26 protein-coding genes are annotated in these 26,237 nt (G+C 69.7%); 4 read left to right on the top strand and 22 right to left on the bottom strand.

Annotation, left to right across the window (positions count from 1 at the left end; genetic code table 11):
• Position 1: 1 nt before the first annotated feature.
• Together OO71_RS52260 and OO71_RS19650 are read right to left on the bottom strand one after the other, a co-directional pair.
• Positions 2-2,380 carry a type VII secretion-associated protein gene (locus OO71_RS52260; protein WP_033291214.1) on the bottom strand — a complete coding sequence of 793 codons (2,379 nt, stop codon included), beginning with the start codon at positions 2,378-2,380 and terminating at the stop codon, positions 2-4.
• A gap of 34 nt (positions 2,381-2,414) precedes the next feature.
• The gene (locus OO71_RS19650) at positions 2,415-6,434 is read right to left on the bottom strand and encodes a type VII secretion protein EccC (RefSeq protein WP_033291213.1); all 4,020 of its coding nucleotides are present in this window, start codon (positions 6,432-6,434) and stop codon (positions 2,415-2,417) included.
• Between the two features lie 359 nt (positions 6,435-6,793).
• On the opposite strand from OO71_RS19650, the gene eccD reads away from it, so the two are divergent.
• Together eccD and OO71_RS19640 are read left to right on the top strand one after the other, a co-directional pair.
• On the top strand, positions 6,794-8,161 hold the full coding sequence (gene eccD, locus OO71_RS19645; protein ID WP_033291212.1) for a type VII secretion integral membrane protein EccD: 1,368 nt from the start codon (positions 6,794-6,796) through the stop codon (positions 8,159-8,161).
• Positions 8,162-8,169: 8 nt separating this feature from the next.
• Complete coding sequence (locus OO71_RS19640; protein ID WP_051791708.1) at positions 8,170-9,804, top strand: S8 family serine peptidase; 1,635 nt, start codon at positions 8,170-8,172, stop codon at positions 9,802-9,804.
• 43 nt (positions 9,805-9,847) lie between these two features.
• Here the strand turns inward: OO71_RS19640 and OO71_RS19635 are convergent, their stop codons facing one another.
• The 3 genes from OO71_RS19635 to eccB are packed head-to-tail and all read right to left on the bottom strand — an operon-like array spanning position 9,848 to position 12,755.
• A complete protein-coding gene (locus OO71_RS19635; RefSeq protein WP_033291211.1) occupies positions 9,848-10,741 on the bottom strand; it encodes a WXG100 family type VII secretion target in 894 nt (297 codons plus the stop codon).
• Positions 10,738-11,082 carry a hypothetical protein gene (locus tag OO71_RS19630; protein ID WP_245633718.1) on the bottom strand — a complete coding sequence of 115 codons (345 nt, stop codon included), beginning with the start codon at positions 11,080-11,082 and terminating at the stop codon, positions 10,738-10,740. The genes OO71_RS19635 and OO71_RS19630 overlap by 4 nt, the downstream gene beginning before the upstream one ends.
• Positions 11,083-11,135: 53 nt before the next feature.
• Complete coding sequence (gene eccB, locus OO71_RS19625) at positions 11,136-12,755, bottom strand: type VII secretion protein EccB (RefSeq protein WP_084145045.1); 1,620 nt, start codon at positions 12,753-12,755, stop codon at positions 11,136-11,138.
• A gap of 1,008 nt (positions 12,756-13,763) precedes the next feature.
• Between eccB and eccE the strand changes: the two genes are divergently transcribed.
• Together eccE and OO71_RS19605 are read left to right on the top strand one after the other, a co-directional pair.
• The gene (eccE, locus tag OO71_RS19610; RefSeq protein WP_033291207.1) at positions 13,764-14,996 is read left to right on the top strand and encodes a type VII secretion protein EccE; all 1,233 of its coding nucleotides are present in this window, start codon (positions 13,764-13,766) and stop codon (positions 14,994-14,996) included.
• Between the two features lie 82 nt (positions 14,997-15,078).
• A complete protein-coding gene (locus tag OO71_RS19605) occupies positions 15,079-15,798 on the top strand; it encodes a hypothetical protein (RefSeq protein ID WP_033291206.1) in 720 nt (239 codons plus the stop codon).
• 58 nt (positions 15,799-15,856) lie between these two features.
• On the opposite strand, the gene truA is transcribed toward OO71_RS19605, so the two are convergent.
• The 17 genes from truA to rplF form a co-directional block, all read right to left on the bottom strand.
• Positions 15,857-16,693 (bottom strand): tRNA pseudouridine(38-40) synthase TruA, encoded by an 837-nt coding sequence (gene truA / locus OO71_RS19600; RefSeq protein WP_156096406.1) that lies wholly within the window; start codon positions 16,691-16,693, stop codon positions 15,857-15,859.
• Between the two features lie 73 nt (positions 16,694-16,766).
• On the bottom strand, positions 16,767-17,321 hold the full coding sequence (gene rplQ, locus OO71_RS19595) for a 50S ribosomal protein L17 (protein ID WP_033291205.1): 555 nt from the start codon (positions 17,319-17,321) through the stop codon (positions 16,767-16,769).
• A 42-nt stretch (positions 17,322-17,363) separates the two neighbouring features.
• Positions 17,364-18,437: a DNA-directed RNA polymerase subunit alpha gene (locus OO71_RS19590; protein ID WP_033291204.1), complete on the bottom strand. Its 1,074-nt coding sequence runs from the start codon at positions 18,435-18,437 to the stop codon at positions 17,364-17,366.
• A gap of 94 nt (positions 18,438-18,531) precedes the next feature.
• The gene (rpsD, locus tag OO71_RS19585; RefSeq protein WP_033291203.1) at positions 18,532-19,137 is read right to left on the bottom strand and encodes a 30S ribosomal protein S4; all 606 of its coding nucleotides are present in this window, start codon (positions 19,135-19,137) and stop codon (positions 18,532-18,534) included.
• A 23-nt stretch (positions 19,138-19,160) separates the two neighbouring features.
• Positions 19,161-19,565, bottom strand: a complete 405-nt coding sequence (gene rpsK, locus OO71_RS19580) for a 30S ribosomal protein S11 (RefSeq protein WP_033291202.1) — start codon at positions 19,563-19,565, stop codon at positions 19,161-19,163.
• A gap of 18 nt (positions 19,566-19,583) precedes the next feature.
• Positions 19,584-19,769, bottom strand: coding sequence for a hypothetical protein (locus tag OO71_RS19575; RefSeq protein ID WP_033291201.1), 186 nt, complete (start codon positions 19,767-19,769; stop codon positions 19,584-19,586).
• Positions 19,766-20,146: a 30S ribosomal protein S13 gene (gene rpsM / locus OO71_RS19570; protein WP_033291200.1), complete on the bottom strand. Its 381-nt coding sequence runs from the start codon at positions 20,144-20,146 to the stop codon at positions 19,766-19,768. The genes OO71_RS19575 and rpsM overlap by 4 nt, the downstream gene beginning before the upstream one ends.
• Before the next feature lie 197 nt (positions 20,147-20,343).
• A complete protein-coding gene (gene rpmJ / locus OO71_RS19565) occupies positions 20,344-20,457 on the bottom strand; it encodes a 50S ribosomal protein L36 (protein WP_004558882.1) in 114 nt (37 codons plus the stop codon).
• Between the two features lie 37 nt (positions 20,458-20,494).
• Complete coding sequence (gene infA / locus OO71_RS19560) at positions 20,495-20,716, bottom strand: translation initiation factor IF-1 (protein ID WP_010541191.1); 222 nt, start codon at positions 20,714-20,716, stop codon at positions 20,495-20,497.
• Positions 20,717-20,955: 239 nt separating this feature from the next.
• The gene (gene map, locus OO71_RS19555) at positions 20,956-21,732 is read right to left on the bottom strand and encodes a type I methionyl aminopeptidase (protein ID WP_033291199.1); all 777 of its coding nucleotides are present in this window, start codon (positions 21,730-21,732) and stop codon (positions 20,956-20,958) included.
• Between the two features lie 44 nt (positions 21,733-21,776).
• The gene (locus OO71_RS19550; RefSeq protein WP_033291198.1) at positions 21,777-22,331 is read right to left on the bottom strand and encodes an adenylate kinase; all 555 of its coding nucleotides are present in this window, start codon (positions 22,329-22,331) and stop codon (positions 21,777-21,779) included.
• The gene (secY, locus tag OO71_RS19545) at positions 22,328-23,635 is read right to left on the bottom strand and encodes a preprotein translocase subunit SecY (RefSeq protein ID WP_033291197.1); all 1,308 of its coding nucleotides are present in this window, start codon (positions 23,633-23,635) and stop codon (positions 22,328-22,330) included. Before secY ends, OO71_RS19550 begins: the two co-directional genes overlap by 4 nt.
• A gap of 341 nt (positions 23,636-23,976) precedes the next feature.
• Positions 23,977-24,423 carry a 50S ribosomal protein L15 gene (rplO, locus tag OO71_RS19540; RefSeq protein ID WP_033291196.1) on the bottom strand — a complete coding sequence of 149 codons (447 nt, stop codon included), beginning with the start codon at positions 24,421-24,423 and terminating at the stop codon, positions 23,977-23,979.
• Positions 24,420-24,605 (bottom strand): 50S ribosomal protein L30, encoded by a 186-nt coding sequence (gene rpmD / locus OO71_RS19535; RefSeq protein WP_033291195.1) that lies wholly within the window; start codon positions 24,603-24,605, stop codon positions 24,420-24,422. Before rpmD ends, rplO begins: the two co-directional genes overlap by 4 nt.
• 1 nt (position 24,606) lies before the next feature.
• The gene (rpsE, locus tag OO71_RS19530; protein ID WP_033291194.1) at positions 24,607-25,248 is read right to left on the bottom strand and encodes a 30S ribosomal protein S5; all 642 of its coding nucleotides are present in this window, start codon (positions 25,246-25,248) and stop codon (positions 24,607-24,609) included.
• A 31-nt stretch (positions 25,249-25,279) separates the two neighbouring features.
• Positions 25,280-25,693 carry a 50S ribosomal protein L18 gene (rplR, locus tag OO71_RS19525; protein ID WP_033291193.1) on the bottom strand — a complete coding sequence of 138 codons (414 nt, stop codon included), beginning with the start codon at positions 25,691-25,693 and terminating at the stop codon, positions 25,280-25,282.
• Positions 25,693-26,232, bottom strand: a complete 540-nt coding sequence (rplF, locus tag OO71_RS19520) for a 50S ribosomal protein L6 (RefSeq protein WP_033291192.1) — start codon at positions 26,230-26,232, stop codon at positions 25,693-25,695. Before rplF ends, rplR begins: the two co-directional genes overlap by 1 nt.
• Between the last annotated feature and the right edge of the window lie 5 nt (positions 26,233-26,237).

The following is a 26,237-nucleotide window of genomic DNA, read 5'->3' as shown; positions in this document are numbered from 1 at the left end:
TTCAGCTGGTGATCTTCAACGTCCGCACGACCTGTTCACATGCGGCGTCGACACGCTGCTGCAACGCCGGAACCTGGAACTGGCACCCGACGTGCACCCTGATCCGCCCCTGCACCAGCACATACCAGCGGACGTTGATCCCGTCCGGTTTGCGCTCGTGGTAGCCGATCACACTCCGGCCACCGTAGGTCAGGTTCGCCTGGAACGCAGTGTAATCCGCACTTTTGCTTGTCCTGGACTGCAGATCCGTGACGATCCGCTGCCGATCGGCGGTGGCGTCGTAGTCCATGACGAACTCCTGCGCCAGCACGAGATCGTTGCCCGCGAGCGCGTCCGGCGGGTGCAGGATGACCTGCCGGTCGGCGACCTGGTCGGTGGTCTGCACCCAGTCGACCGGGGCGACGAGGCTGAAGTCGTACTGCGCGAACGTGCGGCCTTCGGGTTCGCGGTCGCGGTTCAGGAAGAAGACGACCCCGGCCGCGATCACCGCGACGAGCGCTACCGCCGCTCCGGTGATCCACCAGCGCCGCTTATTCGAGGACCCGCCCTTGCCGGAGCTCGCGTTCTGAGCGTCGCCGCCGGATGGGGCGGGCGAGAATCGGCCGGGTGATGGGGTTTGCGGGATATTCGCCCGCGGACCATTCGGCGGCGGGGTGTGCGGTCGCGGTGAGTGCGGCGGCTGGCCGGATGGTGGCCGGGCAGCGCCGGGCGGGAAGTGGGGCAGCGGACCGCTCGATGGCGAAGCATTCGGGGACAAGGCGTTCGGCGCCTGCCCGCCGCCTGACAAGGGGCCGCTCGGCGGTGCAGCGTTCAACTGCCCGGCGTTCGGCGACGCGGGGTTCAGGGTGCCGGCATTCGGCGGCCCGGCGTTCGGCGAGGCCGTGCCCGCGGACCCGGCATTCAGCGGCCCGGCAGTCGGTGGCCCGGCAGTCGGTGAGGCAGCGTGTGGCGGCCCAGCGTTCGGCATCGCAGCGTTCCGCGGCCCGGCGTTCGGCGTTGCAATATTCGACGGCCCAGCGTTCGACGGCCCAGCGTTCGAAGGTCCAATGTTCGAGCGCCCGGCATTCGGCAATCCCGAGTTCAGCAGCCCGCCATGCGGCTGTGCGGGCAGCGGGGCGCTCGACGGGGAAGGCGCACCGCGGCGGAAGCGTGGATCACCGCCGGGCCCATCGCCCTGGACGATTTCCGTTCGGTGGTCTCCTCGGGTGCCTGGGAGGGCGCCGGTGCGGTCCGGGTCCAGCTGGACTGCCCGGAGGGCGCCTCGGGCGACCACCGTCTCCGGCTGGTCCAGGCTCGTCGGGACCACGCTGGTGCGTTCGTGGACCAAGCGGGAGATCATCGGGATCCGGCTCGAGCCGCCGACCAGGAAGATCGCGGTGAGCTGCCTTGGGCGCAGACCTGCGTCAGTGATGGCGGCGACCGTCAGTTCGACCACGCGGCCCAGCGGCGTGCCGATCAGGCGTTCCAGGTCCTCGCGCGTGACGTGTGCGTCGGCGAACGGCGGGGGTAGCGGGACGTCCGTGTACACGTGCCGGGACAGCGTTTCCTTCGCGCCGCGGACGTCCTGCCGCAGCACCCGGCGGCGGCGCCGGTCGGCCAGTTCCCGGCCTTCGACGAGCTGCTGCCATGCCTCCGGGTCCGTGCCCGACACCAGGGAGCCGACGTGGTCCAGCAGGGCCTGGTCGATGTCGGCACCGCCGAAGCTCGGGTCGCCGCGGGTGGCCAGTACCTGGAATCCGCCGCGTTGCGGTGGGCTGCCTGGCACCCGCGCCGCGCGGGCGGCTTCCGGCGAGCGGCGGACCACGCTCACGTCCACCGTGCCGCCACCGAGATCGAGTACGGCCAGCGCGTCACCGGGGCTGCCGGAGAATTCGACCGTGCGCCCGTCCGGCGTGGCCACCGGGGCGAACGTGGCCGCGTGATACACCGCCGCGGCCACCGGCTCCGGGACGAGCGCGACTTCCCGCGCCAGCCGTCCCGCTGCTTGCCGCAGCAGGCGGGTGCGGATCGCGCCCCAGTCGGCCGGGTGCGTGAGCACCAGCAGGTCGACCTCGGCGTCGCCGGCGATGTGCCGGGCCTCCGTGACGGCCCGCTCCAGCACCGCGTGCACGACGTCGGTGACCCGCAGGACGGCCTCACCCAGCAGCAGCTCGCCCTCGTCGATGCGCCGCTTCGGGTTCGGCTCGTAGCGCGACGGGTCGACAGCCGCCTGCCGTTCGGCCTCCTGGCCGACGAACAGGGTGCCGTCGGCCGCCGCGTACACCGCCGAGGACATCAGCGGCTGCCCGTCGACCACCACGACCTGCGGCTCGCGGCCGTTGACCGAGGCGACGACACACGTGCTCGACGTCCCGAAGTCCACCGCGACCCGCACCGTCACCACGCACCCCCGCCGCCGGGCGCGCGGACGCCGGTCAGTCGGGCTGGATCCACGACACCTGCACGAGCTGCTTGCCCGCCTTGCGCGTGAGCAGGTTGCCCCGGCCCGGCGGCATCGGGCCAGGGCGGATGTTGCCGATCAGCACGCCCTCGTCCTTCGAGCCGTTCATCACCATGCCGGGAGCCGCGAGCTCCTTGAGCTTGCCGATGACCGGGTCGTACGTGGACCGCGACGCACCACCGCTGCGCCGCACGACGATCAGGTGCAGCCCGACGTCCTTCGCCTGGGCAAGGAACTCCGACAGCGGCTTGAGCGGGTTGGACGTCTGCGTTGCCACCAGGTCGTAGTCGTCGACCAGCACGAAGAGCTCCGGCCCGGTCCACCACGACCGGTTCTTGAGCTGCTCCTGCGTGACGTCCGGACCCGGCAGCCGCCGCGTCATCGACCCGAACACGTCGGTGACCATGCTCTCCAGCTGCGCCGACGAAACCGCGTACCCGAGCAGCGAATCGCCCTCCAGGAACCCGAGCATCGTGCGCCGGTAGTCGACCAGCAGGATCACGGCCTCCTGCGGCGTGTAGCGCTCGGAGATGCCGCGCGCGATCTGCCGCAGCAGATTCGTCTTGCCGGACTCGCCGTCGGCGAACGCGAAGAAGTGCGGATCCGCGTCGAAATCGAGGTAGATCGGTGCCAGGTCCTCCTCGTTGACCCCGATCGGGACCAGCTTCGTGTCCCGCCTGCCGTCGATCTGCAGCACCTCGTCGTAGGTGACCATCTCCGGCAGCAGCCGCACCTGCGGAGCCACCCGGCCCCGCCATGCCCCGCGGATCTTCGCCACCGCGTCCGCGACCCCGGCGGCGACCGTCTCCGGATCGCTCGACCCGTCGATCCGCGGCAGCCCGGTGAGCATGTGCAGCTTGTCGCGGGTGAGCCCGCGGCCCGGCCGCCCGGCAGGCACGTTGACCGCGATCCGGCGGTCCATTTCGGACTCCGTCGGGTCACCGAGGCGCAGCTCGAACCGCGTGCCGATCATGTCCTTGATCGCCGGGCGGAGGTCCGCCCACCGGTTGGCCGAGATGATCACGTGCACGCCGTAGGCAAGACCCTGCGTGGCCAGCCGCGTGATCGAGATTTCGAGTTCCTCGAAGTCGTCGCGCAGCGCCCGCCAGTTGTCCACGACCAGGAACGCGTCGCCGAACGGGTCCTGCTCCGGCGGTATCTCGCCACGGCGCTTGCGGTTGCGGAACTCGGTCATCGAGTCGATGCCCATCGCCCCGAACCGGCCTTCGCGCTCGGTCATGAGCGTGGTGAGTTCCGCGACGATCCGGCGGGCCTTGTCCGGCTCGCGCCTGGCCACCGCGACCCCGCCGACGTGCGGCAGGTCGGACAGCCCGGCGAGCGTGCCACCACCGAGGTCGAGACAGTAGAACTGCGCTTCCTCTGGCGTGTGGGTGAGCGCCATCGACATGATCAGCGTGCGCAGCATGGTGGACTTGCCCGACTGCGGCCCACCGGCGATGACACCGTGCCCTGCCGCCCCGGCGAAGTCCGCCCACAGCAGGTCACGCCGCTGCTCGTACGGCCGGTCGACGATGCCCATCGGCACCTGCAGCCGCCCGTTCCCGAAGAACCCGACCGGGGACAGCCCGCGGTCGTCGGTGGGGTTGAGGTTGGGCAGCATCGTGTCGAGCGAGTTGGGCTCGTTGAGCGGGGGCAGCCAGACCTCGTGCGCGGGAGGGCCCTGGCCGATCAGGCGGCTGACGATGACGTCCAGCTCGCTGGGCTCCACCGCCTCCTCGGGCTGCTGCGGCGCCTCCTGCTTCGGCGCTTCCTCTTCGCTCTGCTCCGGCTCGGGTTCCCGGGGCAGCTCCACGAAATCGGGGACGAACAGCTGCGGCCGCTTGTCCGCCCGCACCACGGTGGCCGCGGGACCGGCCGCCTTGATGCCCGCGGGCCGGTACGGGCCCGACACGTAAGACGCCTTGAACCGCACCAGCGTGGACGTGTCGTACTTCAGATAGCCACCACCGGGCACCGACGGCAGCTCGAACGCGTCCGGCACGCCGATCGCCGCGCGGGACTCCGCCGCGGAGAACGTCTTGAGGCCGATCCGGTACGACAGGTGCGAGTCGAGACCACGCAGCTTGCCTTCTTCCAGCCGCTGCGACGCGAGCAGCATGTGCATCTGCAGCGACCGGCCCAGCCGTCCGATGGCGACGAACAGGTCGATGAAGTCCGGCTTCGCGGCCAGCAGCTCGGAGAACTCGTCACAGACGATGAAGAGCGCGGGCAGCGGGTCGAGGTCGGCCCCGTTCTCCCGGGCCTTCTCGTACTCCCAGACGTTCTTGAAGTTGCCGCCGTTCTTGAGCGCTTCCTGCCGCCGGTTCATCTCGCCGGCCAGCGCGTCCTTCATCCGGTCGACCAGCGTGACCTCGTCCGCGAGGTTGGTGATGACCGCGGACACGTGCGGCGCCTTGTCCAGCCCCAGGAACGTCGCGCCACCCTTGAAGTCGACCAGCACGAAGTTGAGCGTGCTCGACGAGTGCGTGGCCAGCATGCCCAGCACCAGCGTGCGCAGGAACTCCGACTTGCCGGAACCGGTGGCGCCGATGCACAGCCCGTGCGGGCCCATGCCCTCGGCCGCGGCCTCCTTGATGTCGAGCTCCACCGGCTGGCCGTATTCGCCGACACCGAACGGGACGCGGTAGCGGTCGCGGATCGGCCGCGGCCGCCACGCCCCCTGCACGTCGAACGTCATCGGGTCGCCCGGGATCCCGAGCAGCTCGAGCAGCGAGGGATTGGACAGCAGCGGTTCTTCCTCGCTGACGTCCTGCCCGCCGCCACCGCCGACGCGGTACGGCGCGATCAGCCGGGACAGCGCCTCGACCTCGACCACCGACAACCAGTCCGGACGGCCGAACCATTCGACCCCGCCCGCACTGCGCGCGCCGAGCCGCTCCTCCTCCACCACGAGCCGCAGGCCGCGGCGGGCGGCGAGGTTGCCGATGGAGTCGGACAGATCGATCAGCGTGACGCCGACCAGCCCCTCCTCGAGGATGATCTGCTCCTCGCGGGTGACCTCCGCGTCGTCGATGATGATCACGACGTGCGGCTGGTCGGGCGCGGGCGTGGCGTTGCGGGAGAACCGCTGCCGGTCCCGCAGGTCGTCGTCCAGCCACGTCTCGATCTGCTTGAGCGACCCGGCCATCATGCGCAGCTGGCCGATGCCGTCGGCCAGCGTGGGGTGCTGGACGTGCGGGAGCCACTTCGCCCACTCCCACTCCTCCTTCGCCCGGCCCGCGGTGGCGACCGCGATCATCACGTCGTCCGGGCTGTGGAAGGTGACCAGCTGGGCGACCATCGCGCGGGCCAGCGCACGGGTGAGCACGCGTTCGCCCTGCATGCTGACCGCGGCGAACCCGCGCAGCGTGATCTGGGTGGGCAGGTCGGGCACGATCGAATGCGCGCGCACGAACCGGCGCAGCGCGAGGGTGGCAATGGGCTCGAGCTCGTCGACCGGGCCGGTCTGGGGCGGGACCAGCCGGGTGGCGAGGCGGTGCGAGCTGCGGCCGACGCGCAGGTGCAGGAAGTCCTGGTCGTTCTGCCTTCGTTCCCACATCCGGCGGCTGGCCGCGAGCGACCACAGCGACTGCGGATCGGGATGCACCCATTCGAGCGCGGCCCGCTGGTCGACCATCGCCTCGCGGGCGCGGTCTCGCATCTGGCCGAGATACCGCAGGTAGTCCTTGCGGTCCTCGTCCATCTCGGCGCGCTTCTGACCACCGCCCTTGCCGCCACCGCCTGCCAGCATGCCGACGGTGCCCATCAGCATCATGCCGCTCATCATGATCGTGGTGGGGTTGCGGCCGCCGGCCGTGAACATGAAGACCATCATCCCGAGCGACGCGAAGATCATGACGCCCGGAATGGCCTTCGCGACGATGTTGCCCGGGATCGTGCGGGGTACCTCGGGTGGGGGTTCCAGGTGCACCTCGCCGCCGGGCGGGCGCGGCGCGGCCAGCCGCGGCGACTTCTTGAACTGCAGCGTGCTCATCGAAGGGACCCCTCTATTCCTGCTCGACGCCTGCACCCGGGTGCGCGGGACAACCTATCGAACGTCGCCCCGGAAATCCGGCCAACTCCTGGATCGGCACCGCGCACTCCCCTCCCCGGGCCCCGGCGGGACCCGTCCTCACAGTGCGCCCGAGTGTAGGGACCACCACCGACAGTAAACGGCCCCGGCGGACGAACCCGCAGGAGAAAAGCGCTCCGAACCGGCCTGGACGGGTATTTTCGCCGACGATTTACGGACACGCCCTGAAACCTGTCACCAGGTTCGGTATAAGTTCCCGGGGAGTTGACTCAGCAGAGCGGGGGCATCGAGTGGCAACGGGCACGACGGTATTCAGCAGGGTGACGGTGGTCGCACCGACCACACGCATCGACGTCGCACTTCCGGCCGACGTCGCGGTCGCCGACCTGCTGCCCATGCTCCTGGAGATGGCCAAGGAGGTCACCCCGGACGGCGGTGCCCGGCACGGCGGATGGGCGCTGGCCAAGCTCGGCGACGCCCCGCTCGACCCGAGCCGCACGCTCGCCTCCCTCGGCGTGGTCGACGGCGAGCTCCTGCAGCTGCGCAAGCGCAACGAGAACCCGCCGCCCCCGCTGTACGACGACGTGGTCGACGCCATCGCGGAAGCCGATCCGGACACCTTCCGCCCGTGGACCAAGGAAACCGCGCGCCGCTTCGGGCACGTCGCAGGCGGGCTCGCGCTCTTCTTCTCGGCGCTGGCCCTGTTCTTCAGCGGTTCCCTCTACGGCGGTTCGGCGCTCGGCCCGGCCATCGCGGGCGGCCTCGGCGCAATCGCCTGCGTCGCGGTCGGCGCCACGCTCGCCAAGGCGTACCAGGCGGAGGCCACCGGCGTGCTGATCGCCGCGGCGGGCGGCCTGCCACTGGCCTTCGTGAGCGGCTTCTACATCGTCCCCGGGCTGTCCGTCCGGGCGAACCTGCTGCTCGGCGCAGTGCTCGTGCTGATCGTCTCGGCGGTCTGCATCCTCATCATGGGCGCGGGAATCCGGGTGTTCATCGCCACCGCCACCGCGGGCGTGTTCGGCGCGATCGCCTTCCTGGTGGCCACGCTGGTCACGAACGCCTCCACCGCCTCGGTCGCGGCCGGTGCCGTCGCGGTCGCCCTCGCCTGCATCTCGTTCCTGCCGCGCGCCACCATCTGGCTCGCGAAGCTGCCGCTGCCGCACGTGCCGGGTACCGCCGAGGAACTCAAGGAAGACTCCGGTTTCCCCGACTACCAGGCGATCGAGCAGCGCACCGCGGTCGCGCACGACTACATGACCGGCCTGATGATCGGCTGCGGCGCCACCACCGCGGTCGCGGCCGTGCTCGCGGCCACCGCGCCCAACGTCTTCGGCATCATCCTCGGCGTCGTCGCCACGCTGGTACTGCTGCTGCGGGCGCGGTCCTACGCCAACGGCGCGCAGGCCATCGCACTGCTCACCACCGGCATGGTCGCCGCCGCGGGCATCCTGCTCGGCTGGCTCTTCGCGGCCACCGCGGAGCACCGGCTGCTGTACGTGTTCGCGGCGCTGGTGCTGGTCGCCGCGGGTTCGCTGGTGGTCGGCGTGGTGTTCCCGGACCAGCGGTTCTCGCCGCCGCTGCGGCGCACGGTCGAGATCATCGAGGCGATCTGCATCGCCGTGGTGCTGCCGCTCGCGCTCGGCGTGATGGACCTCTACTCGACGCTGCGCCACCTCAACCTCAAGTGAGCGCCCGGATGCACGCCTTCCGCCGCCGGCTCGGCCTGCCTGGCCGGGCCGGGGTCGCGGTGCTGGTGGCCGGGCTCGGCGTGCTGTCCCCGATCGCCGCCGCCCCGGCGTCGGCGCAGACAGCGGGCACTCTCGCCGGGACCTGGGCCACGCCGCCACCGCTGTCCCCCGGCGATTCGCCACCCACCGACACCGGCGGCCCGGACAAGACGTACAAGAAGAAAACCGAATGCGTGCAACGCAGTCTCGGGCAGAATGTCGAGATCAACTTCCGCCCGTGGGGCCAGGACTACCTGCAGCTGCAGAAAGCGCAGGACATCGTGCGCGCGACCACCGGATCGGTTGGTGGCAACCAGAAAGTCGCCGTGATCGACACCGGGGTCACACCGCATCCGTGGTTCCAGGGCCGGGTCGAAAGCGGCGGGGACTACGTCGCGAACCCGGACAACGGGCAGCCCGGCGGCCTGCAGGACTGCGACGGCCACGGCACCGAGGTCGCCGGGATCATCGCGGCCAACCCGCAGGATCCGAAGGTCGGCTTCATCGGCGTCGCGCCGGACGCCCGGATCGTCTCGTACCGGCAGCTCAGCGAGAACTACGCCGAGGACGACAGCGCCGGGGCGGGAACGCCCAGCACCGGGCAGCCGCCGTCCGGGGGGAACAAGCCGCCCGCAGGCAACACCGGGCAGCCGCCCGGGGGCAACACCGGTACCGCGCTGCCTCCGGAGAACGGCGGCGGCGCGCCGGGTGGCACGGCGAAACAGCAGAACGACAAGGGGGACAACCGGCAGCTGCAGAAGAAAGGCACCGCCGGCACCCTGCACACGCTCGCCCAGATCATCCGCAACATCGCCGACGGCCACCGCGCCGGGGTGATCAACATGTCGGTGGACCACTGCCGGGCCGCGACCGGACCCGGCGACATCCAGACCGGCGAGCGCGAGGTACAGGCGGCGGTGCGCTACGCGGCCGATCGCGACGTCGTCGTGGTCGCGGCGGCAGGCAACGTCTCGGACAGCTGCCCGCAGAACGACCAGGCCGACCCGAACAAGCCCAAGTCCATCGTCACGCCGCCGTGGTTCTCCGACGACGTGCTGTCGGTCGGCGCGATCGACGACGGCGGTGGCGTCGCGAGCTTCAGTGTGCACGGCCCGTGGGTCGGCGTTGCGGCGCCGGGCACCAAGATCGTGTCGCTCGACCCGGCGGTGGGCTCGACCGGGCTCGCGAACCTCACCATCGCGGGCGGCAACCCGTCGCCGATCCAGGGCACCAGCTTCGCCGCGCCGTACGTGGCCGGGGTCGCCGCGCTGGTCCGCTCAATGTACCCGCGCCTCAACGCCCGCGAGGTGATCAAGCGCATCGAGGCGACCGCGCAGCACCCCGCCGCACCCGGTGGCCGCGACAACTTCGTCGGCTACGGCGTGATCGACCCGGTGGCCGCCCTCACCGCCAACCTGCCCGGTGACGTCGGCAACCTCGCCCCGCCGAAACCCGTGGTACAGGCGGCAAATCTGCCCCCGGCCGACGGAGGAAGCTCGACGCCGATGATCGTCGCGCTCGCCGGAACCGGCGGCGGGCTGGCCGCATTGATCATCACGCTGTTCGTGATGCACACGATCCGGCGCAACCGCCCGGAGCACTGATCCGGAGAGGGCCGCTCACCGCATTCTCCGCGGCGGGCGGCCCTTATTTCTGCGGTTTTTCGTCCTTCTTCACGGGCGGGTCCTGGCCGATCAACGGCGGAGCAGCCGGTGCCGGCTCGCCGAAGAGCTCCGAGGTCGTGCCTGCCGTCCGCTGCTTCGGCTTGCGGGAGCGACCGCCCCCGCCCAAGCCACCCATGCCGCCGATCCCGGCGAAGCCCATCATCGGCATCACCGACATGCCTGACCCTTGATCCGAGTCCGGCTGCGGAGCGGCTGCGGTTTCCTTGTCCGGAGGGGAATTCTCGGCGGAAGAAGCACTGACCACTTCGTCGGCGCCGCCGGTATCCGCGTCGTGCAGCCGGAATTGGTGCGCCGGATAGTGGTGGCGCAGCTCGATGCTCGCCTGCCGCCCGGCCGGAGCGTCGACGCCGTCGCACAACGTGCCGAACTGGCGTAACACCTCGATGGCCGATTCGTGCAGGGACTTCAGCGACTGCTCGGTTTCCCGCAGCTGCGAACGCGCCCGGGTTCCGCCGGCAGGCAACATTGCCGACTCCGACAGCAGATCCGCCGCGTCCACCAGTACTTCCTCCGCCGCGCCCGCGATCCGGCGCAGCGATTCCGTGAGCTGGTCGAGCGAACCGGCGAGGGCGTCGAGCGCATCCTCCGCGCCCTCGCTCGCCGCGCGTATTTCGCCGAGGTAAGCCACGAATGCGTCGGCGTCCGGACCGGACCACGACGCGTCGATCCGGCCGAGGTCGTCGGCGAGATCCGTGGAGACCCGGGCGGCCGTGCGGGCCGCGCCACGCAGGCGTTCCGCTTCTGCGCCAAGGTCTTCCCAGCGTCCGGTGATCGGCCGGTAGTAGGTGCCGACCGGGTCGGTGACGCCGAGCTCACGCGCGAGATCGGTCACGTACGCCAGCGATGCCTCGGTCACGAAATCCTCCCGGCACGCTCGATCCGCTCGGCCGCATCCGCGTCCCGCTCGACGTGCCCGGTGGTGAGCTGCTCCAGCGCCGCGGTGACCGACCGCAGCGCCGCCACCCCCGCGGTGAGCTGCCCGCGCAGCGTTTGCGACGCCTGTGCGTACGACTGCGGGACGCCCAGCTCGGCACCGGCTTCGCCGTACGCCTCGGCGGTGGTTGCCCCCGCGCCGACCTCGCCTGCGGCGGTCTCCAGCTCGTCGGCGGCCCGCGCGACTTTCGCCGCGTAGCCGCCGACGACCGCGCTCTCGATCCGCACGGCGTTCGTACCCGGACTGCTTTCCGGCGCTCTCACGACATCCCTCCGCTCACCCGGCTGTGTTCGAGTGTGACGGACGGGACCCGCGATCAGTTCCCTGCCGGTTTCTGCTGTCCGGCGGCCTGCGGGAACGACCCGGCGTTGGGGTCGATCGGCACCGAGTCGAACTGCTTCAGCACGTTCTGCGTGTTCAGCGAGGCGCCGGTGGGCAGCAGCCCGATGATCGACTCCGGCGCGGGCAGCCGGTTGTCCAGGCCGAGCGTGTCGGCGGTCGCCGCGTCCGGCACGCCGTAGCGGATCCCCCGGTCGGAGATCAGCTGGATCGGGCCCTTGCCGAAGGTCGCGCTGCTCTCGGTGGCCGACTGCACCACCGCGCCGTACCCCGCGGGCAGGTAGAAACCGGTGATGGGCAAGCCGTTCGGGCCGGTGTTGCCGACGCTCAGGACGCGCGACGAGCCGTCCGCGTTCGCCTCCACCGGGATCCGGTTGTTGATGTACACCGACGTGTGCGCCTGGGTGCGGTCGGCGTTGAGCGACCAGCCGAGGCACGCGACCGGCGAGCCCTGGGTGGCGTCGAGGACGGTCGGCACCTCCTTCGGGTAGTCGTCGACCTTCACGTATCCCTGGTCGCCCGCGCGCAGCTGTTTGACGTTGCTGATCCGGTCGAGGCCCAGCGTGGGCGTGGTGGCCGTGCCGCCGCTCTTGGCCGTACGCACGATGTCCGCGACGGCCGGCGACACCTTCTGGATGCCGTTCTTCGCGATGAGCCAGAACTCCGGCGCCGAACCGGCAGGCTGGGTCGAGAAGACGTTGCCGACGGTGAGGCCGTCGAAGTTGCTCGGCGGGGTCGACCCGTCGCCGTCGACCAGCGGCGGGACCAGCTTCGTGACCTCCGGGATCGCGTTCAGGAAGGCCTGCGAAACCTTGCGCGACTTCGCCGGCAGCTGCAGCGCGGAGCGCACCGGGTCGTTGGTACCGGACGGCACCTCGGCGCGCACGGTGTTCGCGTTGGGGCGGCTCTGCGTGGCCCCGAGGCGGTAGATGAGGTACGTCTTGCCGTTGCCTGCGTCGCCGAGCAGGGCCTGCTTCTCCTGCAGCTCCGCGCCGAGGTTCGCGACGCCCGCGATGACGTCGGTGCCGGTCTGGTTGATGCTGTCCGGCTGCGGCAGCTGCGGGTCGAGCTTCACCTGGTCGCAGACCGCCCAGTTGGGTGAAATCCGTTGCTCCGCCGACGGCAGCAGCTGCGGTCCGTCCGGAATCCCGGTGAGCTTCTCGCGCGGGATGTTCTTGAGCTGTTCATCCGAGACGACGCTGGGGTTCTTCACCTCGGCCGCCTGCTGCTGGGGACCGCCCTGGCCTTTTTGGGCCTGCTGCTTCTGCGCCATGAGGATCAGCCGCGCCGACGCGAGGTTGAAAGTGGGGATGAGCCGCTGCGGATTACCCGTGACGACATACACCGTGCCCGACTGCTCGCCGATCACGATGTTGTCCGACGACGGCACCGACGGGGCGGGGCTCAGCAGGCCCCACAGGACGAAAACGACCGCGCCGAGCACGCCGAGGATGACCCCGACCATGGTCGCGCGCCCGTGCGTGCGCATGGGGTCGTGCAGCATCACCGCATCGCGGCGGACCAGGGCGGACTGCATCCGGCGCAGGACGAACTTGTAGGCCTGGACCTGAGACTTAGTCGTGGGCGTTGATGGCATTCTCGACCTACAGTCCTCCCCGTCGCGGTACGGTTCCGCAGGATAGCCGTACGGGGACCGTCTGGTGTGGGGTTTCTACCAACTCCGGCTAGGGTCAGGCATCCCGGGACCGGCTTTCCGGGTACGCAGCAGCCACGAGGGGAAGAGAACGCGCGGATGTCCGTCAGCACGCCTCCACGTCCGCCTGGTCCGCCTGGTCCATCCGGTCCGCAAGGGCCACCGGGACCGCAGGGGCCGCCACCGCCGCCTGGGGGGCGTCCTCAGGGGCCGCAGCGGCCGGGCAGAACCGGTGGGCCGGGGGGACCTGGTGGGCCGGGCGTGCCTGGGGGTCCGGGTGGGCCGGGCGGGCCCGGGGGTCCCGGTGGGCCTGGCGTGCCTCCTCGGGCACCTGGTGGTCCTGGGGGCCCGGGTGGGCCGGGTGGTCCTGGGCGGCCTGGTGTTCCTGGCCCCAACACCCCGCCTCCCGGGGTGCCCCAGCCCGGTGTGCCCCAGCCCGGTGGGCCGAGTGGGCCGAGTGGGCCGGGCAGGCCCACGGGGCCGAGCGGGCCTGGAGGCCCGAATGGGCCCGGCAGTCCTGGCGGACCCGGAGGGCCTGGCGGACCGAGCGGTCCCAGTAGTCCGAATGGGCCGGGCGGGCCCGGTGGCCCTAGTGGGCCCGGAGGCCCGAGTGGTCCGGGCGGGCCTACCGGCCCGGGTGGTCCCGGTGGGCCTACCGGCCCGCGGACCGGGCGTCCTGGCGGTAACGGCCCTGGCGGGCCTCGGCCCGGTGGTCCTGGAGGAAACGGGCCCAGCGGGCCCGGAGGTGGCGGTCCTGGCGGTGGCGGTCCCGGAGGCCCAGGTGGTGGCGGTCCCGGAGGCCCAGGAGGTCCTGGTGGCGGCGGTCCCGGAGGCCCGGGAGGTCCTGGCGGCGGCCCGGGTGGCCCGGGAGGCCCCGGCGGTAGCGGGGGCAGCGGAGGTCCCGAAGGCAGTGGCGAACCCGCCCCCGGCGGAGTTGCCACGGCGCTGCGGATGGCGCCTCCGTCACGTCACCGGTCCGGTGGGATCTCGCTCGGGCCGTTGCCCGTGGCGAACCTCGTGGTGCTCGAAGTCGGCGTCGCGATCGGGTTGATTCTGCTGGCGATCGACATGTCGCTGAAGTATGTCGCGATCGGGGTTGCTGCCGTCGGGCTCGTTCTGGCGTTTCTGCGCTGGGGTGGGCGCTGGTTCACCCAGTGGCTCGGGCTCACGTTGCGGTACCGGTTCCGCTCGCACGGGCGCGTTGCGATTCCGCCGCCGCCCGGCAGTATCGAGGAGCTTGCCGAAGAAACGGCAGTCACCGGGCCCGATGATGCGCGCGTGAACCTGCTGCGGCTTGCCGTGCCGGACCTCGTGGTGGCGCATGGCGTCGACCACGAGCGGCAGCAGGTCGGGATTGCCTGGAACGACGGGACCTGGACCGCGGTACTCCTCGTCGAGCCGACGCCGGCCATGATCACCCAGGCCGGTGGCGGTACCAGCCTTCCGCTGTCCGCGCTGGCGCCGTGCCTGGAAGACCGCGGCGTGCTGCTCGACTCCATTCAGATGATCTGGCACAGCTACCCCGGTTCGGCGGCCCTGCCCGCGGACTCGCCTGCGCTCAGCTCGTACCTCGAGGTGCTCGGCCCGCTGCCCGCGGCCGCCCGGCGGACCACCTGGATCGCGATCCGGCTCGACCCGCGGCGGTGTCCGGAGGCGATCCGGGAGCGCGGGGGCGGCGTCGTCGGGGCGCATCGGGCGTTGATCGGTGCGCTGTCGCGGGTGCGCAACGCGCTGGAGTCCCAAGGGGTGCCGACCCGGCCGCTCGACCCGGACGAGCTGCTGCGCGCCAGCATCTCCGCGGCCGAGCTCACCGCGGTCGCCGGTTCGGCCGACAAGGTCACGCTCTCGGAGAGCTGGACCGGCGTCACCGCGGCCGGTATCGGACACTCCAGCTACGCGATCACCAGCTGGCCCAAGGGAAAGATCAGCGGCAGCCTCAACGCGCTCACGAGCGTGCGGGCGCTGTCCGCGACGGTCGCCATGTCGATTTCCCCGTCCGCCGACGAGGGTCGCATCGGCCTGCGCGGCGTGGTCCGGCTGAGTGCCCGCAACCCACGTGAGCTGGACGCGGCCGACCAGCGGCTGCAGAGCATCGCCGAGCGGCTCGACGTCGACCTCACCCCGTTGCGGGGGCTGCAGGTTTCGGCCTTCGCCTCGACCCTGCCGATCGGAGGGACCGCATGAGCGCCGCTTGCCAGCGAATCATGGTTATTCATGCCGTCGCCTCCAAGACGGCCAGTGTGCAACTCCTCAAGGAGGCGACGGCATGAGCACGCGTCTTCGCGACGCCGGGCAGAACGCAGGCGTAGCACCGGAATTCACCGTCGACCCGGCAATGCTCGACGCCATCAGCCCGTCCGGCGACCGCGGCGGCATCGTTCTCGGGTCCGGGCTCAAGGGCGAACCGCTGACCGTGTCGGCGCTGCGGTCCACGCCGACCCGCATCGTGCTCGTCGGCGGGCTCTACCTGGCCCGTCAGGTCGCCCTGCGCGCGATGGCGGTGGGTGCGTGGGTCGTGGTGGCCACCGGACGTCCGGCGGCGTGGCAGGTGCTGTCACAGGCCGCCGGAAGCCCGGACGGACGCCCGTCGCCGCTGGTGCAGATCCGGCGGCTGTCGCCGGTCGAGCTGCCGCGGCCGTCGGAAGACGCGCCGCTCCTCGTGGTCACCGACGGCGGCCCGACTCCGCAAGACCTGTTCCCACCGCGTTCGCCCTGGCAGACCACGGTGTACGTGCTGCCGTACCTGCACCCGCAGGCCGGTGCCACCGCCAACGCCGCGGACCTCGTGCTGATGCAACGTCTTCCGGCCGGACAGGCCGAGCTGGCGGCCCGCATCTGGCGCCTGCCGCCGCAGATGATGCGTCAGCTGACCACGCTGAAGGACGACCAGGTCGTCGCGCTGGGCCGCAACCTGTGGCGCCCGCTGCGCCTGGTCACGACGCAGAAGGAACAGCAGCTCCTTGGCCCGGTCCGCCGCGGCGACTGAAGTCCGTGAAGGGAACCATGAGGGAATCTGATTCCCTGATGGTTCCCTTCACGGACCTTCACGGAGCGGGTGGGGTGCGCACGTTGCGGGTTTGTTCGGCGCGGGCGGCGAGGAGGGCGTCCGGCGGGTAGTCGACGGCGGTCAGGGTGAGGCCGTGCGCCGGAGCGACGGCGCTGTCTCGCTCGCCGCTTGCCAGCACGTCACCGGGCCATTCGGTGCCGCGCCGACCGTCGCCGACCAGCAGCAGGACTCCCACCAGGCTGCGGACCATCGAGTGGCAGAACGCGTCCGCGCTTACCTGCATCTCCAGCAGGTACTCGTCGATCCGCGTCCACTCCAGACTCTGCAGCTCGCGGATCGTGGTGCCGCCCTCCCGCTGTTTGCAGTACGCGGCGAAGTCCTGGAGTCCCAGCAACGACTGCGCGGCCGCGTTCATCCGGTCCGTCGACAATGGACGGCCCCACGCGAGAGTGTCGTTGCGGCGCAACGGATCCACCCCCCACGGTGCGTCCGAGACGCGGTACCGGTAGTGCCGCCGGATGGCCGAGAACCGGGCGTCGAAACCGGACGGGGCCACCGACGCCTGCAGTACCCGCACATCTGCGGGCAGCAGTTTGTTCCACCGGCCACGCATCCGGGTCAAGTCCGGAATTCCTTGCGCATCAACGGGAATCCGGCCCGGCGCGTCCGGGGAAAGAGGAACCACGTCGACGTGCACGACCTGTCCGGTCGCGTGCACCCCGGCGTCCGTCCGGCCCGCCACGACCACCGATTTCGGCACCGCAGCACCAGGTGGCTGACGCTGCAACGCCTGTTCCAGCTCGGCCTGCACGGTGCGCCGCCCGGGCTGCCGGGCCCAGCCGGAAAACTCCGTGCCGTCGTAGCTCACGTCCAGGCGCAGACGAACGAGCCCGCCCTCCCCGGAGGGAGTGGCGGGCTCATCCGATGTAGACAGTGCAGGCAGGACGTCAGTCCTTCTTGGCGTCGGCGTCCGAAGCAGCGGCCTCTTCCGAAGCCGGAGCCGTCTCCTCCGAAGAAGCAGCAGCCTCGGGAGTCTCCGAAACAGCAGCCTCTTCCGAAGCGGCTTCCTCGACCACCGGAGCGGCAGGCGCCTCGTCCTTCGCGAACTTCGTCTTGCGTGCCCGTTCGGCCTCCGACGTCACGGTCTTCTCCGCGACCAGCTCGATGACCGCCATCGGCGCGTTGTCACCCTTGCGCGGCAGCGTCTTGGTGATCCGGGTGTAGCCACCCGCGCGCTCCGCGAAGTGCGGGCCGATCTCGGCGAACAGCTTGTGCACGACGTCCTTGTCGCGGACGACGCGCTGCACCTGACGGCGGTTGTGCAGGTCGCCCCGCTTCGCCTTGGTGATCAGCTTCTCGGCCAGCGGGCGCACCCGCTTGGCCTTCGCCTCGGTCGTGGTGATCTTGCCGTGCTCGAACAGCTGCGTGGCCAGGTTGGCCAGGATCAGCCGCTCGTGCGCGGCGGACCCGCCGAGCCGGGCTCCCTTGGTAGGGGTGGGCATGACTTTCTCCTAGTTCAGCTCACAGCGTCCAGGCACGAGGCCTCAGAGCTGCTCGGTCTCTGCGTAGTCCTGGCCATCGTCGTGGCCGTCGTCCGAAATCCCGCCGCCGATGCCGGCCACGCCTTCCGACCAGCCCTCACCGTCGTAGCTGGCGGCAGCCGCGGTCGGGTCGAACCCGGGCGGGCTGTCCTTCAGCGCGAGGCCGAGGCCGACCAGCTTCAGCTTGACCTCGTCGATCGACTTGGCGCCGAAGTTGCGGATGTCGAGCAGGTCCGCCTCGCTGCGCGAGACGAGCTCGCCCACCGTGTGGATACCTTCGCGCTTCAGGCAGTTGTACGACCGGACGGTGAGGTCCAGGTCCTCGATCGGCATCGCGTAGGCGGCGATGGTGTCCGCCTCCTGCGGCGACGGGCCGATCTCGATGCCCTCGGCGTCGATGTTCAGCTCGCGGGCGAGACCGAACAGCTCCACCAGCGTCTTGCCCGCCGACGCGACCGCGTCGCGCGGCGTGATCGACGGCTTGGTCTCGACGTCAAGGATCAGCTTGTCGAAGTCGGTGCGCTGCTCGACACGGGTGGCCTCGACCTTGTAGGTCACCTTCAGCACCGGCGAGTAGATCGAGTCGACCGGGATCCGGCCGATCTCCGCGCCCGCCTGCTTGTTCTGCAGGGCCGGAACGTACCCGCGGCCGCGCTCGACGACGAGCTCGATCTCGAGCTTGCCCTTGCCGTTCAGCGACGCGATGTGCAGATCCGGGTTGTGCACGGTGACGCCCGCGGGCGGCACGATGTCGGCAGCCGTGACCTCACCGGGGCCCTGCTTGCGCAGGTACATGGTGACCGGCTCGTCCTCTTCCGAGGACACCACGAGCTCCTTGAGGTTCAGGATGATGTCGGTGACGTCTTCCTTCACCCCGGGAACGGTGGTGAATTCGTGCAGCACGCCGTCGATGCGGATGCTCGTCACGGCCGCGCCCGGAATGGACGACAGCAGCGTGCGCCGCAGCGAGTTGCCGAGCGTGTAGCCGAAGCCGGGCTCCAGCGGTTCGATGGTGAACCGGGAGCGGGTCTCGTTGACCGTCTCTTCGCCGAGAGCCGGCCGCTGGGAAATCAGCATTGTTCCTTGTTCCTTTCCAGACGGCGCCCGCCATATGACGCCGAAGGGATGGCGTGGCGGCGGCGCACTCGGGGCGCCGCCGCCCGGTAAATCACTACTTCGAGTAGAGCTCCACGATCAGCTGTTCCTGAACCGGAACGTCGATCTGCGCGCGCTCCGGCAGCTGGTGGACCAGCACGCGGAGGTTCGAAGCGACGACCTGCAGCCACGCCGGGATCGGACGGTCGCCGAAGGACTCCTTGGCCGCCACGAACGGCAGCATGCCCATCGACTTCGGCCGCACGTCGATGATGTCCCACTTGGACACCTGGTACGACGGCACGTTGACCTTGACGCCGTTGACCACGAAGTGCCCGTGGCTCACCAGCTGCCGCGCCTGACGGCGGGTGCGGGCGATACCGGCGCGGTAGATCACGTTGTCCAGCCGCGACTCGAGGATCTGCAGCAGGTTCTCACCGGTCTTGCCAGGACGCCGCACGGCTTCCTTGTAGTACCGGACGAACTGCCGCTCGAGCACGCCGTAGGTGTAGCGGGCCTTCTGCTTCTCCTGCGACTGCAGGAGGTACTCGGACTCCTTGATCCGGCCGCGGCCGTGCTGGCCGGGCGGGTAAGGGCGCCGCTCGAAAGCCTGGTCGCCACCGATGAGGTCGACCTTGAGGCGACGCGAGATGCGCGTCGCGGGGCCGGTGTAACGAGCCATTTCTTAGTACTCCTCCCCGTTCCTCAGACCCGGCGCCGCTTGGGCGGGCGGCAGCCGTTGTGAGGCTGCGGGGTCACGTCCTGGATGGTGCCGACCTCGAGGCCGGCCGCCTGCAGCGAGCGGATCGCCGTCTCGCGGCCCGAACCCGGGCCCTTCACGAACACGTCGACCTTCTTCATGCCGTGCTCGGCCGCCTTGCGGGCGGCGTTCTCGGCGGCCATCTGCGCGGCGAACGGGGTGGACTTGCGCGAGCCCTTGAAGCCCACGTGCCCGCTCGAGGCCCACGCGATCACGGCGCCGGTCGGGTCCGTGATCGAGACGATGGTGTTGTTGAAGGTGCTCTTGATGTGCGCGTGACCGTGCGCGACGTTCTTCTTTTCCTTGCGGCGGACCTTCTTGGCCCCGCCGGTGCGGGTCTTGGGTGGCATTGTCTGAGGGTTCTCCTGTTAGCGCGCGTTCTCTTGGTGAGCGACAACCGCTTCCTGCTGCCCGCGGCGGATGATGGATCCGGCGTCGGTGTACAGGTTGCGCAGCGCCATCGGGCGGGCGTAGAGCGCCTTGGGCGAGACACACGCCGTGGAGCGGCGGACCGCACCACCCATGCGTACGACCTTCTTGCCCTGGACGCTCACTTCTTGCCTGCCTTCTTCTTGCCGGCGACCGTCTTCTTCGGGCCCTTGCGGGTACGGGCGTTGGTCTTGGTCCGCTGCCCGCGGACCGGAAGACCACGACGCCAGCGCAGGCCCTGGTAGGTGCCGATCTCGATCTTGCGCCGGATGTCGGCGTTCACCTCACGGCGAAGGTCACCCTCGACCTTGAAGTTCTCGTCGATGTAGTCCCGCAGCTTGACGAGGTCCTCGTCGCTGAGGTCTTTCACGCGGGTGTCCGCGTTGAGCTCGGCAGCAGCGATCATCTGCTTCGAGCGCGTACGGCCGATGCCGTAGATATAGGTCAGCGCGATCTCCAACCGCTTCTCGCGGGGAAGATCTACGCCAGCGAGTCGTGCCACTGGTACTCCTTCTTCGCATTCGTCTTCAGGTCTGCTCCCCGTCCGGTTCCGGAACCGACTCGCCTGTCGTGCCCGTGGCTTGCGCCCCGGGTGTCCCGGCCCCGGCCTGAAGTCCGGGGGTGTACCGGACCGCGTGCTGCGGCCCGGCAGGTGCGGGGAGGTGGGTAGCCGTCAATCGGCCTGCTGCAGTGCGGTGATCAGCCCTGACGCTGCTTGTGACGCAGGTTCTCGCAGATCACCATGATCCGGCCGTGACGACGGATCACCTTGCACTTGTCGCAGATCTTCTTGACGCTCGGCTGGACCTTCACGTCTTCCTGCTTCCTGCTCTGCTCGGGCTCAGTGTGATCACTTGTAGCGGTAGACGATGCGACCACGGGTGAGGTCGTACGGCGACAGCTCCACGACAACCCTGTCCTCCGGCAGGATGCGGATGTAGTGCTGCCGCATCTTGCCGCTGATGTGTGCCAGGACCTTGTGGCCGTTCTCCAACTCGACGCGGAACATCGCGTTGGGGAGCGGCTCGACCACGCGGCCTTCGACCTCGATGGCCCCGTCTTTCTTAGCCATGTCCTCCGCAATCCCTGATCGACGCCTGATGCACTCAGCGTGATCGGTTTTGAGCTCGAGTCCTTGCTTACCTGGTGTTGCTCGGCCACACTCGGCCCCGGGTCCATGAGGTTCGCGAGAATTCACGAGCATGCTGGAACCGGCGCATGAGCGCGCCGACTTGACAGTGTACGCAACCCGTGCAGTACGGCGTCGACCGGGGGTGCAGGTAGACCCGTGTGAGTGCCCTGCTCGAAGCTTCAGGCCTCTTCGGGCGCGGTGAGCACCCAGGGACCGTCCTCGGTGATCGCGACGGTGTGCTCCCAGTGCGCGGCCCGCGAGCCGTCGGCCGTGACCACGGTCCAGCCGTCGTCCAGCTCCAGCGTTTCGCCTTCTCCCCCGGTGAGCATGGGCTCCACCGCGAGCGCCATCCCGGGCTTGAGCCGGGGACCTTTGCCCGGTTTGCCGACATTCGGCAGGAACGGCTCCATGTGCATCTGACGGCCGATGCCGTGACCGCCGTACTCCAGGATCATCCCGTACGCGTGCCCGTCGTCCCGGCCTGCCTTCTCGGCGGCGGTCTGCACGGCGTACGAGATGTCGGTGAGCCGGTTACCCGCGCGGACTGCCTCGATCCCCGCCCACATCGCCGCCTCGGTGGCCGCGGACAGCGCCAGGTCCTTCTCGCTCACCTCGCCGATGGCCAGCGTGACGGCGGAATCGCCGTGCCAGCCGTCGAGGATCGCGCCGCAGTCGACCGAGATCAGGTCGCCCTCGGCCAGTACCTGCTCCTTGGCCGGGATGCCGTGCACGATCTGCTCGTTCACCGACGCGCAGATCGACGCCGGGAACCCGTGGTAGCCCTTGAAGGACGGCACGGCCCCGGCGTCGCGAATCGTCTGTTCGGCCAGCTCGTCGAGCTCGGCCGTGCTGACCCCGGCGCGGGCGCGCTCGCGCACCGCGGCGAGGGTGGCGGCGACGACCAGCCCGGCCGCCCGCATCGCCTGCAGCTCACCGCGGGTCTTGACCTCGATCATGCGCCCGCGGCGAAGCACTTGCAGAACACGCAGTCCTCCGACGTTCACGTGCGGTCGCGCAGCGCTTTCAGCACGCGGTCGGAGATCTCGGCGACCTCGCCGACGCCGTCGACCGACACCAGGATGTCGGCGTAGTACTCGAGCAGCGGCGCGGTCTCCGACACGTACACCTGCTGGCGGCGGCGGATGACGTCCTCGGTGTCGTCCGAGCGGCCACGCGACATGAGCCTGCCGACGACGACGTCCTCGGGCACCTGCAGCTGGATCACGGCGTCGAGCTTCGTGTCCGATTCGGACAGCATCTGCCCGAGCACCTCGGCCTGCTTGGTGTTGCGCGGGAAGCCGTCGAGCAGGAAGCCCGCCTTCGCGTCCGGTTCGGCCAGCCGCTCGCGGACCATCTCGTTGGTCACCGAGTCGGGCACGAGCTCGCCCGAGTCCAGGTACCGCTTGGCCTCCTGGCCGAGCGGGGTCTCCTGGCCGACGTGCGCCCGGAAGAGGTCACCCGTGGAGATGTGCGGGATCCGCAGCTGCTCGGAAAGAGCAACCGCCTGCGTACCTTTGCCTGCACCTGGCGGTCCGACGAGAACCAGTCGCGTCACTTCAAGAACCCTTCGTAGTTGCGCTGCATCAGCTGGCTTTCGATCTGCTTCACGGTGTCGAGGCCAACCCCGACCATGATCAGCACAGCCGTGCCACCGAACGGGAAGTTCTGGTTGTTCCCGCTGCCGGTGAGGGACAGGAAGAAGTTCGGGAGGATCGCGATGATGCCCAGGTACAGCGAGCCCGGCAGGGTGATCCGGCCCAGCACGAAGCTCAGGTATTCGGCGGTGGGACGCCCGGGGCGGATGCCCGGGATGAAACCGCCGAACTTCTTCATCTCTTCGGCACGTTCGTCGACGTTGAACGTGATGGTGATGTAGAAGTAGGTGAAGAAGATGATCAAGAGGAAGTACAGCAGGATGTGCACCCAGCTGCTCTGGTTGACCAGGTAGTTCTGGATGAACGACTGCCAGCCCGAGTTGCTGTTCGGGTCGCCGATGATCTGGCTGAGCAGCTGCGGAAGGTACAGCAGCGACGACGCGAAGATCACCGGGATGACGCCGGCCTGGTTCACCTTGATCGGCAGGTAAGTCGATGTGCCGCCGTACATCCGGCGGCCGATCATCCGCTTGGCGTACTGCACCGGGATCCGGCGCTGCCCCTGCTCCACGAAGATGACGCTGGCGATGATCACCAGTCCGAACGCGCACACCACGACCAGCGCGACGCCGCCGCCGTTGCTGATGATGTTGGCGCCCTCGGCCGGGATGCGGGCCGCGATGTTCAGGAAGATCAGCACCGACATGCCGTTGCCGACGCCGCGCTCGGTGATCATCTCGCCGAGCCACATCATCACCGCGGTGCCCGCGGTCATGGTGACCACGATCAGCGTGAGCGAGTAGATGCTGTTGTCCGGGATGACCGGCTCCGAGCAGCCCTGGAAGAGGCTGCCGCGGTCGGCCAGCGCGATGACGCCGGTGGCCTGCAGGATCGCGAGCGCGATGGTGAGGTACCGGGTGTACTGCGTGAGCTTGTTCTGGCCGGACTGGCCTTCCTTCTTCAGCTCCTCGAACCGCGGGATCACGACGGTGAGCAGCTGGATGATGATGCTTGCCGTGATGTAGGGCATGATGCCCGTCGCGAAGAGCGACAGCTGCAGCAGCGCCCCGCCGCTGAACAGGTTGAGCAGCTGGTACACGCCCTGCTGATCGGCCTGAGCGGTACAGGCCTGCACGGCGGAGAACGAGACCCCCGGAGCCGGGATGGCTGCACCGACCCGGTAGACCGCGACGATGAACAGCGTGAACAGGATCTTCTTGCGTAGATCCGGCGTCGCGAGAGCCGAGCGGAATGCGCTGAGCACGCGGGGGACCTCCTCGGCGTCGTCGGTCGTCCCAACCGACGATCGGCTTGGCCGGCACGGGACCGGCGGGATGTCTGACTCACTGGCAGGCAAGCCAGGAACGCTTCAGGGCAACAGGGCCCGGAAGCGTGCCGCCGACTCTAACAGCATCGCATCATGCACCCGCAGCGTGTGTGCGTTTTACGTCTCACCCTGCGGCACCCAACCGCAGGTAGGGTCGGCAGGCGCGAAGATGATCACCTGATCGGCCCGCGCCGTTCGGCGGATTCCGTTGTCCTGGGCGGGAAAACGCATGCGGGCCCGTCCGGGGAAGTCCGGACGGGCCCGCATCGCTTGACCGATCAGTTGACGGTGGCCGAACCGCCTGCCGCCTCGATCTTCTCCTTGGCGGAACCGGAGAAGGCGTCGGCGGTGACGTCCAGTTTCACCCCGTTCAGGTCCCCGTTACCGAGAACCTTCACAAGCTTGCCCTTACGCACCAAACCGCGCGCAGCCAGCTCCTCCGGACCCACCTTGCCGCCGTCGGCGAACACGCGGGCGATGTCGCCCACGTTCACCGGCTGGTACTCGGTGCGGAACCGGTTCTTGAACCCACGCAGCTTCGGCAGCCGCATGTGGATGGGCATCTGCCCACCCTCGAACCCGGCGGGCACGTTCTTGCGGGCCTTGGTGCCCTTCGTGCCGCGACCGGCCGTCTTGCCCTTCGAACCCTCACCACGGCCGACGCGGATCTTGTCGCGCTTGGCGCCCGGCGCCGGACGCAGGTGGTGGATCTTGATGGCGGTCATGCCTTGACCTCCTCGACCTCCACCAGGTGGCGGACGGTGTGGATCAGACCACGCACCTGGGGGGTGTCCTCACGCACGACGCTCTGGCGGATCTTGCGCAGCCCGAGGGTACGCAGCGACTCGCGGTGCGCGTGCTTCGTGCCGATCTTGCTCTTGACCTGGGTCACCTTCAGCTGAGCCATGTCAGACCCCCTGGCCGGCACGCTGACGCAGCATCCGGGCCGGGGCGACGTCCTCGAGCGGCAGGCCACGGCGGGCCGCCACCTCTTCGGGACGCTGCAGGCCCTTCAGGGCCGCCACGGTCGCGTGCACGATGTTGATGGCGTTGTCGGAGCCGAGCGACTTCGACAGCACGTCGTGGACGCCCGCGCACTCCAGCACCGCGCGCACCGGGCCACCGGCGATGACGCCGGTACCGGCGGACGCCGGACGGAGCAGCACGACCCCGGCGGCTTCCTCACCCTGGATCGGGTGCGGAATGGTGCCGGCGACGCGAGGCACGCGGAAGAAGTTCTTCTTCGCTTCCTCGACGCCCTTGGCGATGGCCGCGGGAACTTCCTTGGCCTTGCCGTAGCCGACGCCGACCTGACCGTCACCGTCACCGACGACCACCAGAGCGGTGAAGCTGAAGCGACGACCGCCCTTGACGACCTTGGCGACGCGGTTGATCGTCACGACCTTCTCGAGGTGCGGGGTCTTGTCCTGGGCCGCCCCGCCACGGCCGCTGTCGCGCCGGTCACGGCGGTCGCGACGGTCACCGCGGTCGTTGCCGCCCTGACCCGGTCCGCCCTGGCCGCCGCCGAATTGCCGTGTACGTCCCGGCATCAGGCTTTCCTTCCATTCGCGAGCATCTGCATCAGAACTTCAACCCCGCCTCGCGGGCGGCGTCGGCAAGAGCGGCGATGCGGCCGTGGTAGGCGTTGCCGCCACGGTCGAACACCACGGACTCGATCCCGGCTTCCTTGGCCCGCGCCGCGACCAGCTCGCCCACCTTCGCGGCCTTGGCCTTCTTGTCCCCCTCGAACGACCGCAGGTCGGCTTCGAGAGTGGAGGCCGAAGCCACGGTGTGGCCGGCGAGGTCGTCGATCACCTGCACGGCGATGTGCCGCGAGGAGCGCTTGACGACCAGGCGCGGACGCGTCGGCGTACCGCTGATCTTCTTGCGGAGGCGGAAGTGCCGACGGGTCTTGGCGACGCGGCGGCGGGTCGAGATGTCCTTGCCGATGGTGCGCCTGCGCACTGAAGACGCTGTGGTAGTCGTGTCGCTCATCACTTACCCGTCTTTCCGACCTTGCGGCGGATCTTCTCACCCTCGTAGCGCAGGCCCTTGCCCTTGTACGGGTCCGGGCGGCGCAGCTTGCGGATGACCGCAGCCGTCTGGCCGACCTTCTGCTTGTCGATGCCGGACACCGAGAACCGGGTGGGCGACTCCACCTTGAAGGTGATGCCGTCCGGCGCCTCGATCTTGACCGGGTGGCTGTAGCCGAGGGCGAACTCGAGGTCCGAACCCTTGGCCTGCACGCGGTAACCGACGCCGTGGATCTCGAGCTTCTTCTCGTACCCGGCCGTGACGCCCACCACGAGGTTGTTCACCAGCGTGCGGGTGAGACCGTGCAGGGCGCGGCTCGTGCGCTCGTCGTCCGGGCGCTTCACCAGGAGCTGGCCGTCCTCACCGCGCTCGACGGTGATCGGCTCGGCGATGGTGTGCTCCAGGGTGCCCTTCGGCCCCTTGACCTTGATCTGCTGGCCGTCGATGGTCACCTCGACCCCGGAGGGGACGGCGACCGGCAGCTTTCCGATGCGTGACATGTCTC

The sequence above is a fragment of the Amycolatopsis jejuensis genome, assembly GCF_000717335.1.
GTDB classification, from domain to species: Bacteria; Actinomycetota; Actinomycetes; order Mycobacteriales; family Pseudonocardiaceae; genus Amycolatopsis; species Amycolatopsis jejuensis.
The sequence above is the reverse complement of the archived record's forward strand: the minus strand, read 5'-3'. Positions and strand labels throughout refer to the sequence as shown.

Excerpts from the sequence above, each read along its gene's own strand:
- map (WP_033291199.1), bottom strand. The coding sequence starts at position 21,732 with ATGATCGAGGTCAAGACCCGCGGTGAGCTGCAGGCGATGCGGGCGGCC.
- rpsE (WP_033291194.1), bottom strand. The coding sequence starts at position 25,248 with ATGCCGGGACGTACACGGCAATTCGGCGGCGGCCAGGGCGGACCGGGT.
- rpsD (WP_033291203.1), bottom strand. The coding sequence starts at position 19,137 with ATGGCTCGTTACACCGGCCCCGCGACGCGCATCTCGCGTCGCCTCAAG.
- eccB (WP_084145045.1), bottom strand. The coding sequence starts at position 12,755 with ATGCCATCAACGCCCACGACTAAGTCTCAGGTCCAGGCCTACAAGTTC.
- rpsK (WP_033291202.1), bottom strand. The coding sequence starts at position 19,565 with ATGCCACCCAAGACCCGCACCGGCGGGGCCAAGAAGGTCCGCCGCAAG.
- OO71_RS19650 (WP_033291213.1), bottom strand. The coding sequence starts at position 6,434 with ATGAGCACGCTGCAGTTCAAGAAGTCGCCGCGGCTGGCCGCGCCGCGC.
- rplQ (WP_033291205.1), bottom strand. The coding sequence starts at position 17,321 with ATGCCCACCCCTACCAAGGGAGCCCGGCTCGGCGGGTCCGCCGCGCAC.
- rpmD (WP_033291195.1), bottom strand. The coding sequence starts at position 24,605 with ATGGCTCAGCTGAAGGTGACCCAGGTCAAGAGCAAGATCGGCACGAAG.
- rplO (WP_033291196.1), bottom strand. The coding sequence starts at position 24,423 with ATGACCGCCATCAAGATCCACCACCTGCGTCCGGCGCCGGGCGCCAAG.
- rplR (WP_033291193.1), bottom strand. The coding sequence starts at position 25,693 with ATGAGCGACACGACTACCACAGCGTCTTCAGTGCGCAGGCGCACCATC.
- OO71_RS19605 (WP_033291206.1), top strand. The coding sequence starts at position 15,079 with ATGAGCACGCGTCTTCGCGACGCCGGGCAGAACGCAGGCGTAGCACCG.
- infA (WP_010541191.1), bottom strand. The coding sequence starts at position 20,716 with ATGGCTAAGAAAGACGGGGCCATCGAGGTCGAAGGCCGCGTGGTCGAG.
- rplF (WP_033291192.1), bottom strand. The coding sequence starts at position 26,232 with ATGTCACGCATCGGAAAGCTGCCGGTCGCCGTCCCCTCCGGGGTCGAG.
- OO71_RS19590 (WP_033291204.1), bottom strand. The coding sequence starts at position 18,437 with ATGCTGATTTCCCAGCGGCCGGCTCTCGGCGAAGAGACGGTCAACGAG.
- OO71_RS19640 (WP_051791708.1), top strand. The coding sequence starts at position 8,170 with ATGCACGCCTTCCGCCGCCGGCTCGGCCTGCCTGGCCGGGCCGGGGTC.
- eccE (WP_033291207.1), top strand. The coding sequence starts at position 13,764 with ATGGCGCCTCCGTCACGTCACCGGTCCGGTGGGATCTCGCTCGGGCCG.